Annotated in this window: 12 protein-coding genes; 10 read left to right on the forward strand and 2 right to left on the reverse strand. The window is 68.1% G+C overall.

The genetic code is table 11. The features are described 5' to 3' along the window. The first annotated feature begins 354 nt into the window (after positions 1 to 354). Genes FHT26_RS28890 through FHT26_RS28920 form a run of 7 tightly spaced genes read left to right on the forward strand, consistent with a single transcriptional unit; the run spans position 355 to position 7,871 of the window. The gene (locus FHT26_RS28890; RefSeq protein WP_168563531.1) at positions 355 to 1,230 is read left to right on the forward strand and encodes a glucosamine kinase nucleotide-binding domain-containing protein; all 876 of its coding nucleotides are present in this window, start codon (positions 355 to 357) and stop codon (positions 1,228 to 1,230) included. Beyond that, complete coding sequence (locus FHT26_RS28895) at positions 1,227 to 1,967, forward strand: GntR family transcriptional regulator (protein WP_056806951.1); 741 nt, start codon at positions 1,227 to 1,229, stop codon at positions 1,965 to 1,967. Before FHT26_RS28890 ends, FHT26_RS28895 begins: the two co-directional genes overlap by 4 nt. Then, a complete protein-coding gene (nagA, locus tag FHT26_RS28900; protein ID WP_168563532.1) occupies positions 1,964 to 3,097 on the forward strand; it encodes an N-acetylglucosamine-6-phosphate deacetylase in 1,134 nt (377 codons plus the stop codon). The genes FHT26_RS28895 and nagA overlap by 4 nt, the downstream gene beginning before the upstream one ends. After that, the gene (locus tag FHT26_RS28905) at positions 3,087 to 4,097 is read left to right on the forward strand and encodes an SIS domain-containing protein (RefSeq protein WP_168563533.1); all 1,011 of its coding nucleotides are present in this window, start codon (positions 3,087 to 3,089) and stop codon (positions 4,095 to 4,097) included. The genes nagA and FHT26_RS28905 overlap by 11 nt, the downstream gene beginning before the upstream one ends. Beyond that, positions 4,094 to 5,581, forward strand: a complete 1,488-nt coding sequence (gene nagZ / locus FHT26_RS28910) for a beta-N-acetylhexosaminidase (protein ID WP_246868151.1) — start codon at positions 4,094 to 4,096, stop codon at positions 5,579 to 5,581. Before FHT26_RS28905 ends, nagZ begins: the two co-directional genes overlap by 4 nt. Positions 5,582 to 5,611: 30 nt before the next feature. Then, complete coding sequence (locus FHT26_RS28915) at positions 5,612 to 6,910, forward strand: MFS transporter (protein ID WP_168563534.1); 1,299 nt, start codon at positions 5,612 to 5,614, stop codon at positions 6,908 to 6,910. 7 nt (positions 6,911 to 6,917) lie between these two features. Beyond that, entirely contained in the window at positions 6,918 to 7,871 is a 954-nt protein-coding gene (locus tag FHT26_RS28920; RefSeq protein WP_168563535.1) for a glycoside hydrolase family 16 protein, read from the forward strand. Between the two features lie 63 nt (positions 7,872 to 7,934). Here the strand turns inward: FHT26_RS28920 and FHT26_RS28925 are convergent, their stop codons facing one another. After that, entirely contained in the window at positions 7,935 to 8,675 is a 741-nt protein-coding gene (locus FHT26_RS28925) for a GntR family transcriptional regulator (protein WP_168563536.1), read from the reverse strand. A 430-nt stretch (positions 8,676 to 9,105) separates the two neighbouring features. Between FHT26_RS28925 and FHT26_RS28930 the strand changes: the two genes are divergently transcribed. The 3 genes from FHT26_RS28930 to FHT26_RS28940 all read left to right on the forward strand — a co-directional run bounded on the left by FHT26_RS28930 (position 9,106) and on the right by FHT26_RS28940 (position 15,116). Continuing rightward, the gene (locus FHT26_RS28930) at positions 9,106 to 11,856 is read left to right on the forward strand and encodes a TonB-dependent receptor (protein WP_246868152.1); all 2,751 of its coding nucleotides are present in this window, start codon (positions 9,106 to 9,108) and stop codon (positions 11,854 to 11,856) included. Between the two features lie 132 nt (positions 11,857 to 11,988). Next, positions 11,989 to 12,495 carry a hypothetical protein gene (locus FHT26_RS28935; protein WP_168563538.1) on the forward strand — a complete coding sequence of 169 codons (507 nt, stop codon included), beginning with the start codon at positions 11,989 to 11,991 and terminating at the stop codon, positions 12,493 to 12,495. Positions 12,496 to 12,800: 305 nt separating this feature from the next. Further along, positions 12,801 to 15,116: a pectate lyase-like domain-containing protein gene (locus tag FHT26_RS28940; protein WP_210427659.1), complete on the forward strand. Its 2,316-nt coding sequence runs from the start codon at positions 12,801 to 12,803 to the stop codon at positions 15,114 to 15,116. On the opposite strand, the gene FHT26_RS28945 is transcribed toward FHT26_RS28940, so the two are convergent. Continuing rightward, positions 15,103 to 16,095, reverse strand: a complete 993-nt coding sequence (locus FHT26_RS28945) for a LysR family transcriptional regulator (RefSeq protein ID WP_168563540.1) — start codon at positions 16,093 to 16,095, stop codon at positions 15,103 to 15,105. The two genes, FHT26_RS28940 and FHT26_RS28945, sit on opposite strands and share 14 nt — an antisense overlap. Between the last annotated feature and the right edge of the window lie 93 nt (positions 16,096 to 16,188).

Below are 16,188 nucleotides of genomic sequence, written 5' to 3' on the forward strand. Positions count from 1 at the left end.
TGCGAAGTCGGCCGCGACCTTCCGGACCGTGCAGGGCAACGACGGCACCGCCGACCTGGCGCGGCTGTGGGCGCTGTACGCCAGAAAGAAGTAGCCGAAGGCCCATCCGCGAGTGGCGTGCACCGGCTTGGACTGGTATCGTCACTCCGAACCGCCCCGCAACGGGGCGGTTCCCACAACACGGCGCATCCATCGCGCTGTCTGACAATCGCATGTAAGCGATTGAATTCAAAAGAAAAATTCCTTCCCTAAGACAACTCTAATACCAATTGACTTATTGGTATTGCTGGTACTAAACTGGTTTCATCGCGGGCATCGATGCCCGTCCATGAACAACGTGCCAGAGAGCAGTCGATGATCGAATACCTGATCGGCGTGGATGGAGGAGGCACCGGCACCCGGGCCCTCGTCGCGCGCCGTGGCGGGCCGGTGCTGGGGCAGGGCGAGGCGGGTCCGTCGGCGCTGGGCCAGGGCATCGAGTCCGCGTGGCAGCAGATCGAGCTGGCGATTGCCCGCGCTTTCGATGCCGCCGCCGTCGTGCGACCGGCCTTCGCGCACTGCGCCCTCGGCGCCGGCCTGTCAGGCATCAGCAATGCGCCGTGGCGCGATGCCTTCCTGGCGCAGAACCCCGGCTACGCGAAGCTGCTCGCCGAGACCGACGGCTTCACGATGCTGGTCGGTGCCCATGACGGCCGCCCCGGCGCGCTGCTCGCGGCCGGCACCGGCAGCATCGGCGAGGTGTGGCGCGCCGACGGCACGCGCGCCAGCGTCGGCGGCTGGGGCTTCCCTGTGGGCGACGAAGGCAGCGGCGCCTGGCTCGGCCTGCGCGCGATGCGCATCGCGCAATGCGCGATGGACGGCCGGCTGCCGGTCGGCACGCTGTCGCGCCGCGTCTGGGCCCAGTGCGGCGAAGACGCCGAGACGCTGCAGGCCTGGTGCGGCCGCGCCGGCCAGTTCGCGTATGCCCAGCTCGCACCGGCGGTGTTCGACACCGAAGACAGCGACCCGGCTTCGGCGCAATTGCTCGCACGCGCGGTGGTCGAACTCGAAGCCATTGCCCACGCGCTCGACCCGGCCGGTGCGCTGCCGCTGGCGGTGCTCGGCAGCGTCGGCCAGCGCCTGTCGCCCCGCCTGTCACCTGCGCTGCTCGCGCGCTGCGTCGCCGTCGCCGACGGCCCGGCCGCCGGCGCCCTGACCCTGATCCGACGAGAGGTCGAGACCGACCGATGAGAAAACCCCTGTTCGATTTCAAGCCCGACGCGCGCGACAGCTCGCCGCTGTACGTGCAGCTGGCCCGCAAGCTGGGGCAGGCCATCCGCGACGGCCGCTACCAGGCCGATGAAGCGCTGCCGTCGGAGCGCGTCCTGTCGGAGTCGCTCGACGTGTCGCGCGTGACCGCGCGCAAGGCCATCGACCAGCTGGTCGAGCAAGGGTTGATCGTGCGCCGCCGCGGCTCGGGCAACTACATCGCGCCACGCATCGAGCAGCCGCTGTCGCGGCTGACGAGCTTCTCCGAAGAGCTGCACCAGCGCGGCTACACGCCGAGCTCGCAGTGGCTCGAACGCAGCATCACCGCGGCGGTGCCCGACGAGCAGCTGAGCCTCGGCCTGTCGCCCGGCGCGCGTGTCGCGCGGCTCGAACGGCTGCGGCTGGCCGACGAGGTCGTGATGGCCTACGAGGTCAGCGTGCTGCCGCAGAGCGTGCTGCCGCAACCCGAGCTGGTCAACGGCTCGCTGTACGAATACCTGACCAGCACGCGCCAGGCGCCGGTGCGCGCGCTGCAGCACATCCGCGCGCTGAATGCGCAGCCGCGGCTGGCCGAGCAGCTCGGCGTGCCGGTCGGGCAGGCGGTGCTGTTCATCACCCGGATCGGCTACCTGGAATCCGGCCAGGCGGTCGAGCTGACCCATTCCTATTGCCGAAGCGACTACTACGACTTCGTCGCCGAAATGAGAAGAGACGCATGAGCACCCACCTTGAAGGCAAGGTCCTCACCCCGCAGGGTTTCGTGAACGGCCGCATCGAGTTCGGCGCCGACGGCCGCATCGCGCGCATCGAGGGCACGCCGATCGACGTGCGCAAGGTGCGCGACAAGGCCGGCCCGATCGTGCTGCCCGGCTTCATCGACCTGCACGTGCACGGCGGCGGCGGGCACGACATCATGGAAGGCGGCGATTCGGCCGCCCGCGTGTCGGAGCTGCATGCGCGGCACGGCACCACCGCGTTGCTCGCGACCACGATGACCGCGCCGATGTCCGACCTGGAGATCGCGTTCGCCGGCCTGAAGTCGGTGTGCGCGAGCCGCAGCCCGAAGGGCGCGCGCGTGCTGGGCGTGCACCTCGAAGGCCCGTACATCAATGGCGGCAAGCTCGGCGCGCAGCCGAACTTCGCGCGGCCGGTGCAGACCGCCGAGCTGGCGCGGCTGAACGAGCTGGCGCCGATCCGGCTGATCACGCTCGCGCCCGAGATCGCCGGCAACATGGACCTGATCGAGTCGCTGTGCGCGGCGGGTTTCCGCGTGCAGCTCGGCCACACGCTGGGAAGCTACGAAGACGGCGTCGAGGCGCTGAAGCGCGGCGCCGGCGGCTTCACCCACCTGTTCAACGCGATGAGCGGGCTGCACCACCGCGAGCCCGGCATGGTCGGCGCGGCGCTGGCGCATGCCAAGTACTCCGAGATCATTCCGGACCTGCTGCATGCGCACAAGGGCGCGATCCGCGTCGCGCTGCGCGCGATCCCGCACCTGTACTGCGTCACCGATTCGACCGCCGCCGCCGGCATGCCCGACGGCGACTACCGGCTCGGCCGCCACAAGGTCACCAAGTGCCTCGGCGGCGTGCGGCTGGCCGACGGCACGCTGGCCGGATCGACCCTCACCATGGACCAGGCGCTGCGCAACCTGGTCAACGAGCTGGACATGGACCTGATCGACGCCTCGCGCCGCGTCTCCACCCATGCGGCCGACTACCTCGGTGCCGCGGACCGCGGCCGGCTGTCTGCCGGCGCGTGGGCCGATGCCGTCGTGCTCGACCGCGACCTCACTGTTTCGGACGTCTATGTTGAAGGAAGCTCGATTGAACTCGCGCATGCTGGCTGAGGCCCGCGAAGCCCCCTCTGCGGTCGCACGGCAACTGGCCGAGAACGACCAGGCGTACAGCGACTTCGGTGCGCTGCTGCGCAGCAAGCCGCCGAGCTCGGTGCTGACCGTCGCGCGCGGCAGCTCCGACCATGCGGCGCATTTCATGGCCTACCTGATCATGGCGCGCATGGGCCGGCTGGTGACCTCGCTGCCGATGTCGCTGATCACGCTGTACCAGTCGCAGATCCAGTGCGACGGACTGGCCGCGATGGCGTTCTCGCAGTCGGGACAGAGCCCCGACCTGGTCGCGCCGATGCGCTACTTCACCGACGGCGGCGCCTGCACCGCGGCCTTCGTCAACGACCCGGAGTCGCCGCTCGCGAAGGCTGCACAGTGGGTGTTCCCGCTGCATGCCGGTGCCGAGACCAGCGTCGCGGCGACCAAGAGCTTCATCACGCAGATGGTGGCCGGCGCGCGCACGGTGGCCGCCTGGCAGGACGACCTGGTGCTGCAGGCCGCACTGTCGGCCTTGCCTGGCGTGCTGTCGCGCGCGGCGCATGCCGACTGGACGCCGGCGGTCGATGCGCTGGTCAACGCCGACAAGCTGTTCGTGATCGGCCGCGGCACCGGCCTGCCGGTCGCGCTGGAGGCGGCACTGAAGTTCAAGGAGACCTGCGCGATCCAGGCCGAGGCGTTCTCCGGCGCCGAGGTCAAGCACGGCCCGATGGCGCTGATCGACGAAGGCTACCCGCTGCTGATCTTCGCGCCGCGCGGCCCGGCCCAGGCCGGCCTGCTGGCGCTCGCCGACGAGATGCGCGCGCGCGGCGCCAAGGTGCTGCTGGCGGCACCCGGCGGCACGCCGCACGCGAACCTGCCGATCGTCGAGACCGCATCGATCGAACTCGATCCGATCTCGGTCGTGCAGAGCTTCTATCCGATGGTCGAGGCGCTGGCGCGCGCGCGTGGCTTCGATCCCGACAAACCGAAGTTCCTGGCCAAGGTGACGAGGACGCAATGAGCATGGTGTTCCATCCAGGGCAGTTGGTGATGGTCAACATCCCGGGCAAGAACCTGGATGGATCGACTGCGGCGTTCCTGCGCGAGCACCACGTCCGCGCGATCTGCCTGTTCCGCTGGAACCTCGGCACCGAGGCCGAGGTGCGCCAACTCACCGCCGACCTGCGCGAGGTGATGGGCGAGCATGCGCTGATCGGCATCGACCAGGAGGGCGGCTCGGTGGTGCGCTCGACCTTCCTGCCGCAGGCGCCGGCCGCGATGGCGCTGGGCGCCGCGGCCGACGAGGCGATGGCCGAGGAGGTCGGCGCCGCAGTCGCGCGCGGCCTCGCGAGCCTGGGCATCAACTGGAATTTCGCGCCGGTGCTGGACGTCAACAACAACCCGGCCAACCCGGTGATCGCCGAGCGCAGCTTCTCGGAAGACCCGCTGGCGGTGACGAAGCTGGCCGGCGCCTGGATGCGCGGCTCGCTGCGCGAAGGCGTGGCCTGTTGCGTGAAGCACTTCCCCGGGCATGGCGACACGCACGTCGACTCGCACCGCGACCTGCCCGAGGTGAACAAGTCGCTGGCCCAGCTGGAGGCGCTGGAGTTCGTGCCGTTCCGCGCGCTGCGCGGCCAGGCGCCGGCGATGATGACGGCGCACATCGTCTACCCGCAGCTCGACCCGGAGCACCCGGCGACGCTGTCGCGCCGCGTGCTGGGCACGCTGCTGCGCGAGAGCTGGGGCTACGACGGCGTCGTGATCACCGACTCGCTGGTGATGAAGGCGATCCACGACCGCTACGGCCACGACCGCGCCGCGGTGCTGGCGCTGCAGGCCGGGGCCGACATGGTGATGGCGCTCGGCTCGCAGGACGAGCAGCTGGCCGCGATCCGCGCGATCCAGCGCGCGCAGGCGAACGGCGACCTGGGGGCCGCGGCACTCGCCAAGGCGAACGCGCGGCTCGACAAGCTCGCGGCCCGCTACCCGGTGCGGCACGCCGGCTACACCCCGGCGCAACACGAGCGCGACGACGACCTGATGCACCGTGCGTGGGCCGCCGGCCTGACGACGCGCGGCACGCCGCCGGTGCTGCGGCGCGACCACCGGCTGCGCGTGTTCACGCAGCGCGCGGTGCCGAGCGATGGGGTTTCCGAAGCCGGCCTCGCCGGCGCGCAGGTGGCCGAGCTGTTCGGCGGTTTCGCGAGCGTCGACATGGTCGAACTCGCATCGCTGGCCGAGCTCGACTGGTCGACGATCCCGCGCGACGGGCGGTTGAACGTGATCGTCTCGAACCACCGCGACCGCTACGACGCACGCGCGAAAGCATGGCGCGCCGACCTGCACGTCGTGCTGTGGAACCCCTACCAGGCGCTGGACATCCCGGCGCCGGCCGTCATCACCTGGGGCTATGCCACCGGGGCGCTGGTCGCGCTGCGCGACTGGCTCGAACGCCGCACCACCGCACCCGGTCGCTCGCCGGTGCGGCTGGACACCCGTCGCTGATTCAACGCTTTCGTTCCTGGAGTCCACCGCATGTCCACCGCCACGAAGGGTTCGCCGATCCGCTGGGTGCCGAGCCTCTACCTCGCGCAGGGGCTGCCGTTCTTCGCGGTCAACGTGATCGCGCAGCAGATGCTGATCAGCATGCAGGTGCCCAACGAGCAGATCACGCGCTGGCTCGGCGTGTTGAGCCTGGCCTGGGGCATCAAGTGGCTGTGGAGCCCGTTCCTCGAACTGGCACCGAGCAAGAAATCGGTGGTGATCGTGTTCCAGCTGCTCGGCGCGGCCGGGCTCGCGCTGACCGCGATCGCGCTGCACCTGCCAGTGTTCTTCGTGGTCTGCATCGCCGCGCTGTCGCTGGTGTCGCTCGCGTCGGCCACGCACGACGTGGCCTCCGACGGGCTGTACATCGCGAGCCTCGACCACAAGGCGCAGGCCGAGTACGCCGGCTGGCAGGGCGCGTTCTTCAACGTCGCGCGCTTCGTGTCGGCCGGCGGGCTGCTGATCCTGGCCGGCTCGCTCGAGAAATCGATCGGCGTGCCGGCGGCGTGGACCGCGATCTTCCTGATGCTGGCCGCGGCGATGGTGCTGCTCGGGCTCTACAACGCCTGGTCGCTGCCAGGCACGCGCAATGTGCCGGCCGATGCCGGAACGGCCGCCGACGTGAGCCGCACGCTGTGGCACGTGATCCAGGATTTCCTGCGCAAGCCGGGCATCTGGCTCGCGATCCTGTTCATCATCCTGTTCCGCGCCAGCGAGGGGCAGATCCAGACCATCGGGCCGATCTTCCTGCGCGCCGCGCGCGACCTGGGCGGGCTCGGGCTGACCACCGACCAGGTCGGCTGGGCCTACGGCACGGCCGGCACCATCGCCTTCATCGCAGGCAGCATCGTCGGCGGCTACTTCGCCGCGTGGCTGGGGCTGAAGCGCGCGATGGTGTGGCTGATCCTCGCGATGAACCTGCCGAGCGTCGCGTTCGTGTTCCTGAGCACCGCGATGCCGACGAACTTCGGCGTGATCGCTGCCGCGCTCAGCCTGGAGATGTTCGGCTACGGCTTCGGCTTCGTCGGCGTGATCCTGTACCTGATGCAGGTGGTGTCGGTCGGCCGCTACCAGACGGCGCACTACGCGATCGGCTCGGGCGTGATGGGGCTGGGCATGAGCCTGTTCCGCACCATCAGCGGCGACATCCAGGTGGCGCTCGGCTACCAGAACTTCTTCCTGTGGGGCCTCGCGTGCGCGGTGCCGGTGCTGGTCCTCGCGCGCTTCGTGCCGCTGGAGTCGACACCGGCCGCGGCACCGGTCGCGCCGCCGCAGGTGGCCGAGGTCTGAGCCCGCGATGAAGATCCAACGCTTGTCACTGGCAGCATGCGTCGTCGCCGGCACCTTGCTGGCGGTGGCGGGCTGTGCGGCCGTTCCTGCGCCCATGTCGGCGCCCGATGCCGGCGTTTTCTTCGACGACTTCAGCCAACCGAGCGTGTCGGCCCTCGTCGCCGGCGGCTGGACGGTGCGCGACCAGCGTGGCCACCCCGGCATCGACGGCGCAGGCTGGGGCGCAGGTGCGCTGTCGCTGGTCGACGACCCGGCGCAGCGCGGCAACCGCCTGCTGCGGCTGACGGCGCGCACCGACGGCACGCCGGCCGGCACCACGCAGGCCCAGCTGTGCCACGCGCGCAAGTACCTCGAGGGCACCTACGCCGCGCGCGTGCGCTTCAGCGATACGCCGGTGCAGGGCCCCGACGGCGACGTGCTGGTGCAGACCTTCTACACCGTGAGCCCGCTGCGCTTCGCGTACGACCCGCAGTACAGCGAGATCGACTGGGAATACCTGCCCAACGGCGGCTGGGGCGACGCCCGCACGCGGCTCTACGGCGTGACCTGGCAGACGGTGCGCCTCGATCCGTGGGATGCCTACAACCAGCCGCTGCAGCACGTGGCGGCGCTCGGCCCTGCTGGTGGCGGCTGGCATGTGCTGGTGATGCAGGTGGCGCAGGGCAGGAGCCGCTTCTTCCTCGACGGCCGGCAGCTCGACGAGCATGGTGGCCGCAATTACCCGGTGGTGCCGATGGCGATCGCCTTCAGCCAGTGGTTCGTACCGGCGGGGCAACTGGCCGGCGTGTCGGTGCCGCGCGCCTATGAAGAAGATGTCGACTGGGTCTACCACGCGCGCAGCCGCGTGATGACACCGGCCGAAGTGGAACAGGCGGTGCAGGCGTTGCGCCGCAGCGGGCAGACCGCCGTCGACACCGTGCCGGCGGCCGAGCCGCCGCTCGCGTCGACCTGCGACTTCTGAGGTCACACCGTGCAGCCCGCGCCCATTCCCATGAACGCACGCCGCACGGATCTGCTTCCGGCTTCAGCCGGCGTTCAGCTCGGCGACGAAGTCGTACATGTCGCCTCGGTAGAAGCTCTGCGAGAGCTCGATCGCCCGGCCGTCGCGCAGGTAGCCCAGGCGCTCGACCAGCAAGCCGGCATCGCCGACGTTCGCTTCCAGCAGCCGCGCCTGCTCGGCATTCAGCAGCAGCGCCCGCAGCCGCTGCAGCGCGCGCACCGGCCGGTTGCCCTGCTGCTCGAGCGCCGCGTACAGCGAATCGCCGACCGCTTCGAGCGACGGCAGGCAGCTCGCCACCACCGTCGCGATCTCGAGCGCCATCGGCGCGTCGTCGGCATAGCGCAGCCGGTTGAAGCGGTAGACCTGCGCGCCGGGGCTCAGCGCGAGCTTCAGCGCTTCTTCGGGCGTCACCGTGCCCTGCGAGCGCTTCAGCCACACGCTGTGCGGCCGGCTGCCGCGGGCGCGCATGTCCTCGGAGAACGAGGTCAGCTTCGCGAAGTTCTTCTCGACGCGCGACGACACGAAGTTGCCCGACCCCTGCCGGCGCACCAGCCAGCCTTCTTCGGCCAGCCCCTCGATCGCGCGGCGCACCGTGATGCGCGAGACCGCGAAATCCTCGGCGAGCTGGCGCTCGGAGGGCAGTGCGTCGTCGGGCCCCAGCACGCGGCGCTCGATGGCTTCGCGCACCGCACGCTGCAGCTGCTGGTACAGCGGCAGGCTGTGATTCGGGTCCAGCGGCTTCAGCACCTGGGCCAATGTGGTCATGCAAACCCCTTTTGTTTTGTCCAGCCGACAGGCCGGGTTGCGGCGATCTCTCAAGGGCAGATGGGGATCGACCATACCAATTCAATACAAGAGGTCCGAAAGGACCGCACGAATGACAGTTTGGGTGGCCGCCAGACCGCACTTTACATCAGTGGTTACCCCGCTGTTGCAGGCCTCGGACGCTATTGCAATCGCGTGAAATTGGTAGCATAGTGGCCTCTAGTGGTAGCTTACTGGTACTAGAACTGGCATCAAAAGCGTCACGGTTCTCGGGGGAAGGAGCTGCAGTCCACTTCCCAGGTGGTCTGCAGATGAGGTCCCAGGTTTCCTAACAGGCCGAATCAGTTTCGGCGGCCCATTAACCCAGGCAACAGAGGCAGACATGAAAGCTAAAAGGACTCCCATCGCATCGGCGGTCGCGCTTGCATTGATGAGCGCGTTCACCGCGGCCCATGCGCAGGATGCGGCCGCGCCCGCGGCGGCTGCATCGGCACCGCAGCCCGCGCAGGCTGCATCGGCACCGGCAGCGACCGAGAAGCCGGCCGAGGCGGCAACCCCGGCGAAGGGGGCCCAGAACCTGGAGGCGGTGATCGTCACCGGCATTCGCGGCTCGCTGCAGCAATCGCTGAACAAGAAGCGCAATGCCGACTCGGTGGTGGACGTCATCACGTCCGAGGACATCGGCAAGATGCCCGACAAGAACGTGGCCGATTCTCTGCAGCGCGTGCCGGGCGTCAACATCAGCTCGGCCGGCGCCGGTGAAGGTGGCTTCGACGAGGCCGACCGCGTGAGCCTGCGGGGCACCAACCCCAGCCTGACGCAGACGATGATCAACGGCCACATGGTCGGTTCCGGCGACTGGTTCGTGCTGAACCAGGTCGGCACGGTGGGTCGCAGCGTCAGCTACTCGCTGCTGCCTTCCGAACTGGTCGACACCGTCGTCATCAACAAGAGCTCGCGTGCCGACCTGGTCGAAGGCGGCGTGGCCGGCACGGTCGACATCCAGACCCGCAAGCCGTTGGACTTCAAGAAACAGGTGACACTGGAGGCCACGGTGGGTGCGGTGTATGCCGACCTGCCCGAGAAGACCGATCCGCAGCTGAGTGCGATGTTCAACTGGCAGAACGATGCCAAGACTTTCGGCGTGCTGGTGCAGGGCTTCTCCGAGAAGCGCCACCTGCGCCGTGACGGACAGGAAATGCTGGGCTATACGCAGATCGCGCCCAACAGCACGATCGCGCAATCGAATCCCGACCTGGCCGGTGTCTGGTACCCGAACGCCATCGGTTCCGCGCTGTTCGAGCAGGAGCGCAAGCGCACCGGCGGACTGATCGATGTCCAGATCAAGCCGACGAACGACCTGACGCTGGACCTCAGCGCGTTCAAGTCGCACATGGAAGCGACCAACTTCAACCGGAATTTCTTGGTCTGGCCGAAGAACATCCTCAACGCCGGTGCGGGCCAGGCGCCGTTGCCGGGATATGTCGTCCAGAACAACACGCTGGTGTCCGCGAGCTTCGCGCCGGGCGCGCAAGCGGGCATCGTCGACCAGATCTATCGTCCGGGCGCCAATGCGGACAGCACGTTCTACAACCTCGACGGCAAGCTGCAGGTCAATGACAGGTTCGCTGTTTCGGGCAAGCTCGGTACCTCGAAGGGCAAAGGCGAAACGCCGAAGCAGGCCGTCTACGAAGCAGACGTCAAGGGGACCGGTGCGAGCTACACCTTGCATGGCCTGGGTTCGCCTGCCGACGCAGCCTTGATCGGCGGCGACCCGTCGAACTACAACGCGCCCGGCACGGGATTGGACTGGGTCTTCGGCGCGAGCCCGGCCTCGACGCTCGACAAGGAGAACTGGGGTCAACTCGACGGCGAATACGCGCTCGACGCGGGCATCTTCACGACGCTGAAGTTCGGTGTTCGGGTTGCGGAACACAAGCGCGAATCCAACCAGACCGGACAAGGCCCTGCCGCCGGCGCGTTCGATGCCGCCAACCAGCCCGCCTGGAACGGCACGACCTATCCGGGCGACTTCGGCTCGGGCCTGGGCGGCGGTGTCTTCCCGCGGAATCCGTGGCAGCTCGACCCGGCCATCCTCGAGGCCTGGAGCGACAAGTACTCCAACCGTGACCCGGTGCTGCGTCGCAACTGGGCCGGCGAGTTCTCGCTGAAGGAAAAGAATTCGGCGGCCTATGTGATGAGCTCGTTCGAAGGAACGGGTTGGGGCGGCAACGTCGGCGTGCGCATCGTTCGCACCGGCGAACGCGTGCTCAACAACTTCGCGATCAAGGCCGGCGGCGTGGGCGAAGACTGCGAGGTCCTGCATGCTTGCTCGGTCCCGGGTGCCATCACGACATCGGCGTTCGGTCCGTTCTACCAGAAGGAGATCGCCAACGACTACACCGATGTCCTGCCCAGCCTGAACCTGCGCTACGACCTGTCGAAGGACCTGGTGAGCCGTTTCGGCATCGCCAAGACCATGGCTCGGCCGGACTACAGCGCACTGGGCGGCTCAGTGAGCCTGGACGACCTGAACCACACCGGCAGCGGTGGCAACCCGAACCTGGAGCCGATCCGCTCGACCAACGTCGACGCCAGCCTGGAGTGGTACTTCGCACCGCGCTCGCTGCTGTCGGCCGGGCTGTTCTACATGGATCTCACGAACTATGTGGGCTACGGGACGACGGACGCTGCGTTCGTGAACATCAAGACGGGCGCTTCGGAGATCTACAGGGTCACCTCGCCGCTCAACAGCAGCGGCAGCGTGAAGGGCATCGAGCTGGCATATCAGCAGCCTGTCGGTGCGGGCTTCGGCTTCATCACGAACTACACGTACGCCGATGCCAAGGAAAGTGGCGGCGGGCCGTTGGTGGGAGCGTCGAAGAACACCTACAACGTCTCCGGCTACTTCGAGAACGACTCGTTCAACGCCCGGGTGAACTACAGCTTCCGCTCGAAGTTCTACAACGGCCTGGACCGCAGCACTGCGCAGTACCAGGACGACACCGACAACGTGTCGGCATCGATCGGCTACAAGGTCAGCGACAACCTGACGATCACGCTCGATGGCATGAACCTGAACAACCCGAAGCTGAAGTACTACGCCAACAACCCGGACCAGCCGACCGCGTTCTACGTCAACGGCCGGCAGTACTACCTGTCGCTGCGCTTGAAGATGTAATTGCAGGGGACGTCGAGAACAGCACCGGCCCTGCGAGGGGACCGGTGATGGGGATCAAGGGTGAGGCTGCGGCCTCACCCTTTTTTTTGAAGGCATCTCTTTTGTGAAGACATCTCTACGGAGGGAACACACATGAAAGCCATCATCCCTGCCTTGGGCGCGCTCATGCTGACCGCGTGTGCGAGCAGGTACGAGCCGCCCCAGGACCCTGCCACGACGGTTGCGCTCACCTTCATCAACCGCGGTCCGGCGGCAGGAACCTACATCCGCCCGTCGCCGCAGGCCTGCAGTACCACCAGCGATGCCGGCTTCGTCGGACCGGTCGGGCAGGTGCACCTTGCCTTGAGCCAACCCCTCGAGCGTTCGACCCGCGTCAGGCATTCGGTGCCCATCACCGTGACGATGGGTTGGTGGGCCGACAGCAAGCCCGTTCGGGAGTGCGGCGAGAAACTGACCTTCACGCCAAAATCCGGCCGCGACTACGAGGTCGAGTTCATCTCCTCGCCGGAGATGCTGACGGGCTCTCGGGCACCGACCGCGTGCTGGGTCGAAGTTCGCGAACGGTCGCAAGCGGGCGCGCCATTCGTGAAGCTGGGCGACGAGGTTGTCCGCACCCGCGACAAGCTCTGCATCCGTTGAGAACGGCGTGCTTACACCCCGCCACATCCCCGCACCGTTGTTTCGGGTTTCCCTCTATCGCGAACTGTCCCATCTGCATTAATCTCGTGCCTTGGAATCGGTTCCAAGTGGCCTGAAGAGCAACTACAGCCGTCAAATCCCGCCGCAAACATCCACCGCACCGGTTCCTCATGCGGCGGGCGCAGCCTCTGCGCCCGTGCCTTTCGCCAGCCCCGCCGGGCCGGCCTTTGACGGAGATAGACATGTTGACTTCAACAGGGATGCACCACGTCCCCCGCCCGCGCGCGTCCCGCGCCGGAGCGTGGGTGACGCTCTTCTTGTGGGCCTGCGCCGCGGTGCTCGCGGCCATCGCCCTTCCGGCCCGCGCGGCCGACTACACCCAGGGCGTCGCCGTCTCGGGCAGCACCGCGACGATCTGGTTCAAGTCCAGCGTCAGCACCACCTGGGTCGACGCGCACTACACCGTCAACGGTGGCGGCCAGCTGAACGTCCGCATGACCTACTCCAGCGCCAACGCGCGCTGGGAGCAGGCCGTCGGCAACGCGTCGCAGGGCACCGTGCTCGGCTATTCGTTCACCTACAACAACGGCAACCCGGCCTATGACACGCCGGCGTTCAGCTACACCGTCGGCGGCAGCACGCCGCCGGTCGACCCGGTGCCGACCGGCATCGCCTGCTTCTACGAGAACGCCAACTACGCCGGCGCGGTGACCTGCGCCGATGCCGACAGCAGCTGGGTCGGCGGCACGTGGAACGACCGCTTCTCGTCGGTGAAGGTGCGTGCCGGCTACAAGGTGCAGCTCTTCAACGACATCAACTACGGTGGCGGCTCGGTCACGCTGACCGGCGACACGCCGAACCTCGGCACCGTCGGCTTCAACGACCTGGCCTCGTCGTTCAAGATCACGACCAACGGCAGCACGCTGCCGACCTCGGACACGCCGGACTTCGGCCCGAACGTCTCGATCTTCGAGCCGTCGACGCCCATCGACACCATCCGCAACAAGGTCAACAGCGCGTTCGACTCGATGAACAAGAGCTCGACCGCCCAGTTCGGCGGCCAGCGCTTCACGTTCCTCTTCAAGCCGGGCACCTACAACGACCTGTGGATCAACCTGGGCTTCTACACGACCGTGGCCGGCCTCGGCCAGAACCCGGACGACGTGCGCTTCGAGAACGGCGCGCTCAACGTCGACAGCGGCTGGAACCTCGGCGACGAGAAGAACGCGACGCAGAACTTCTGGCGCTCCGCCGAGAACCTGTCGATCGTGCCGAACGGCGGCACCAACCGCTGGGCCGTCTCGCAGGCCGCACCGATGCGCCGCATCCACGTGCTGGGCAACATGACGCTGGGCCCGTCCAACATGGACGGCGGCCAGGGCTATGCCAGCGGCGGCTACATCGCCGACAGCAAGGTCGACGGCCAGATCAGCTCCGGCTCGCAGCAGCAGTGGTACACGCGTGACAGCAACCTCGGCAGCTGGACCGGCGGTGTCTGGAACATGGTGTTCTCCGGCGTGCCGGGCGGCCCGGCCGCGACGACCTTCCCGCAGCCGGTCTACACCGTGCTCGGCACGACGCCGTTCTCGCGCGACAAGCCCTACCTGTACATCGACGGCGCCGGCAAGTACCGCGTGTTCGTGCCGTCGCTGCGCACCAATGCGTCCGGCGCGAGCTGGGCCAACGGCGCGACCGCGGGCACCTCGATCCCGATGAGCCAGTTCTACGTCGCCAAGCCGTCCGACAGCGCCGCGACGCTGAACCAGGCACTGGCACAAGGCCTGAACCTGTTCTTCACGCCGGGCACCTACCAGCTCAACGACACGATCCGCATCACGCGGGCCAACACCGTGGTGCTGGGCCTGGGCTTCCCGGCGCTGGTGCCGGTGGGCGGGGTGGTGCCGATGAGCGTGGCCGACGTCGACGGCGTCAAGGTCGCCGGCCTGCTGTTCGATGCCGGCACCGTGAACAGCCCCTCGCTGCTGACGGTCGGCCCGACGGGCGCCGCGAACAACCACGCGGCCAACCCGATCAGCATCCACGACATCTTCTTCCGCATCGGCGGCGCGGTGTCGGGCAAGGCGACCAACAGCCTGGTCGTCAACAGCCACAACGCGATCGTCGACCACATCTGGGCCTGGCGTGCCGACCACGGCATCGCCGCGACCGGCTGGGGCATCAACACCGCCGACACCGGCGTGGTCGTGAACGGCAACGACGTGCTGGCCACCGGCCTGTTCGTCGAGCACTACCAGAAGTACGAAGTGATCTGGAACGGCCAGAACGGCAAGACGATCTTCTTCCAGAACGAGTTCCCGTACGACCCGCCGAACCAGGCCACCTGGCGCAGCGACGCGCTGGGCTACGCCGCCTACAAGGTGGCCGACTCGGTGACGACGCACGAGCTGTGGGGCGGCGGCGCGTACTGCTTCTTCAACATCAACCCGCAGATCCACGCCGGTCGCGGCTTCGAAGTGCCGGCCACGCCGGGCGTCAAGCTGCACAGCGTGCTGACGGTCTCGCTGGGCGGCGTCGGCGTGATCGACCACGTGGTCAACAACACCGGCGCGGCGGCACAGGGCGTGTCGACGATCCCGGTCAACGTGATCAACTTCCCCTGATCGACTTTGCGCGATGAAGGCCCGCCGCTGAAGAGCGGCGGGCTTGTGTGCCGGCGGACAGTGCCTGCAGTTGCGCGTCGATCAGGCCCTGGCCTTCGTCGGCCAGGAACTGCCTGAAGGCTGCGCTGACCTGCGGCAGCCGGCGGGCCGCCAGGTGCATCGCGTACCAGTCGCGCTGCAGCGGGTTGCCGGCCATCGGCAGCAGTTGCAGCAGCCCGGCTTCGAGCTCCAGCGCGCAAGTGTGCAGCGACAGGAAGGCCACGCCGAGGCCGGCCGCGCACATGTGCTTCAGCGCCTCGTTGCTCGACAGCTCGGAGCCGATGCGCAGCGGAACGCCGGCTTCCTTGTAGAGCCGCTCCAGCGTCGTGCGCGTGCCGGAGCCGCGCTCGCGGGCCAGCAGGTTGGCGTCGACCAGATCGGCCAGGGCCGGCTTGCGCCGTGCCATCAGCGGGTGCGTCGGCGACGCGAGGAAGCCCATCGGGTGCTTCGCGAAGGCCACCGCCGTCGTCTTCAGTTCGGCGGGCGGGCGGCCCATGATCGCGAGGTCGACCTCTTGCGCCGCCAGCATGCGCACGATCTCGTCGCGGTTGCCGACCTGCAGCTTCATCTTGACGTCCGGGTGCTGCCCGGCGAAGGCCACCAGCAGCGGCGGCAGCAGGTACTCCGCGGTGCTGACCGCGCCGACCCGCAGCGTGCCCGAGAACAGGCCCTGCTGCGCCGCCATCTCGTCGCCGGCCTCGCGCCACAGCTCGAGGATGCGCGCCGCATAGCCGGCCATCAGCTCGCCCGCCGCCGTCAGCCGCACGCCGCGGCCGGCCCGCTCCAGCAGCGGCGCGCCGGCGCTCTCTTCCAGCAGCTTCAGCTGGATCGACACCGCCGGCTGCGTCAGGTGCAGCTCGCTCGCCGCCCGCGACACGCTGCCCAGGCGCGACACCGCATGAAAGGCGGCGAGCTGTCGGAAGGTGGCGTTCTTCAGCATCAGTCGAAGCTTATGGGTTCGCGAAAAGAATTCACTTTTTTCAATGCGTGGCGGTTTCTACAGTCGACTCATCGACAAGGAAGCAGACCAGCA

Source organism: Rhizobacter sp. SG703 (genome assembly GCF_012275445.1).
In the GTDB taxonomy this organism is placed as follows: domain Bacteria; phylum Pseudomonadota; class Gammaproteobacteria; order Burkholderiales; family Burkholderiaceae_C; genus Rhizobacter.

Excerpts from the sequence above, each read along its gene's own strand:
- FHT26_RS28890 (WP_168563531.1), top strand. The coding sequence starts at position 355 with ATGATCGAATACCTGATCGGCGTGGATGGAGGAGGCACCGGCACCCGG.
- FHT26_RS28895 (WP_056806951.1), top strand. The coding sequence starts at position 1,227 with ATGAGAAAACCCCTGTTCGATTTCAAGCCCGACGCGCGCGACAGCTCG.
- nagA (WP_168563532.1), top strand. The coding sequence starts at position 1,964 with ATGAGCACCCACCTTGAAGGCAAGGTCCTCACCCCGCAGGGTTTCGTG.
- FHT26_RS28905 (WP_168563533.1), top strand. The coding sequence starts at position 3,087 with ATGCTGGCTGAGGCCCGCGAAGCCCCCTCTGCGGTCGCACGGCAACTG.
- nagZ (WP_246868151.1), top strand. The coding sequence starts at position 4,094 with ATGAGCATGGTGTTCCATCCAGGGCAGTTGGTGATGGTCAACATCCCG.
- FHT26_RS28915 (WP_168563534.1), top strand. The coding sequence starts at position 5,612 with ATGTCCACCGCCACGAAGGGTTCGCCGATCCGCTGGGTGCCGAGCCTC.
- FHT26_RS28920 (WP_168563535.1), top strand. The coding sequence starts at position 6,918 with ATGAAGATCCAACGCTTGTCACTGGCAGCATGCGTCGTCGCCGGCACC.
- FHT26_RS28925 (WP_168563536.1), bottom strand. The coding sequence starts at position 8,675 with ATGACCACATTGGCCCAGGTGCTGAAGCCGCTGGACCCGAATCACAGC.
- FHT26_RS28930 (WP_246868152.1), top strand. The coding sequence starts at position 9,106 with ATGAGCGCGTTCACCGCGGCCCATGCGCAGGATGCGGCCGCGCCCGCG.
- FHT26_RS28935 (WP_168563538.1), top strand. The coding sequence starts at position 11,989 with ATGAAAGCCATCATCCCTGCCTTGGGCGCGCTCATGCTGACCGCGTGT.
- FHT26_RS28945 (WP_168563540.1), bottom strand. The coding sequence starts at position 16,095 with ATGCTGAAGAACGCCACCTTCCGACAGCTCGCCGCCTTTCATGCGGTG.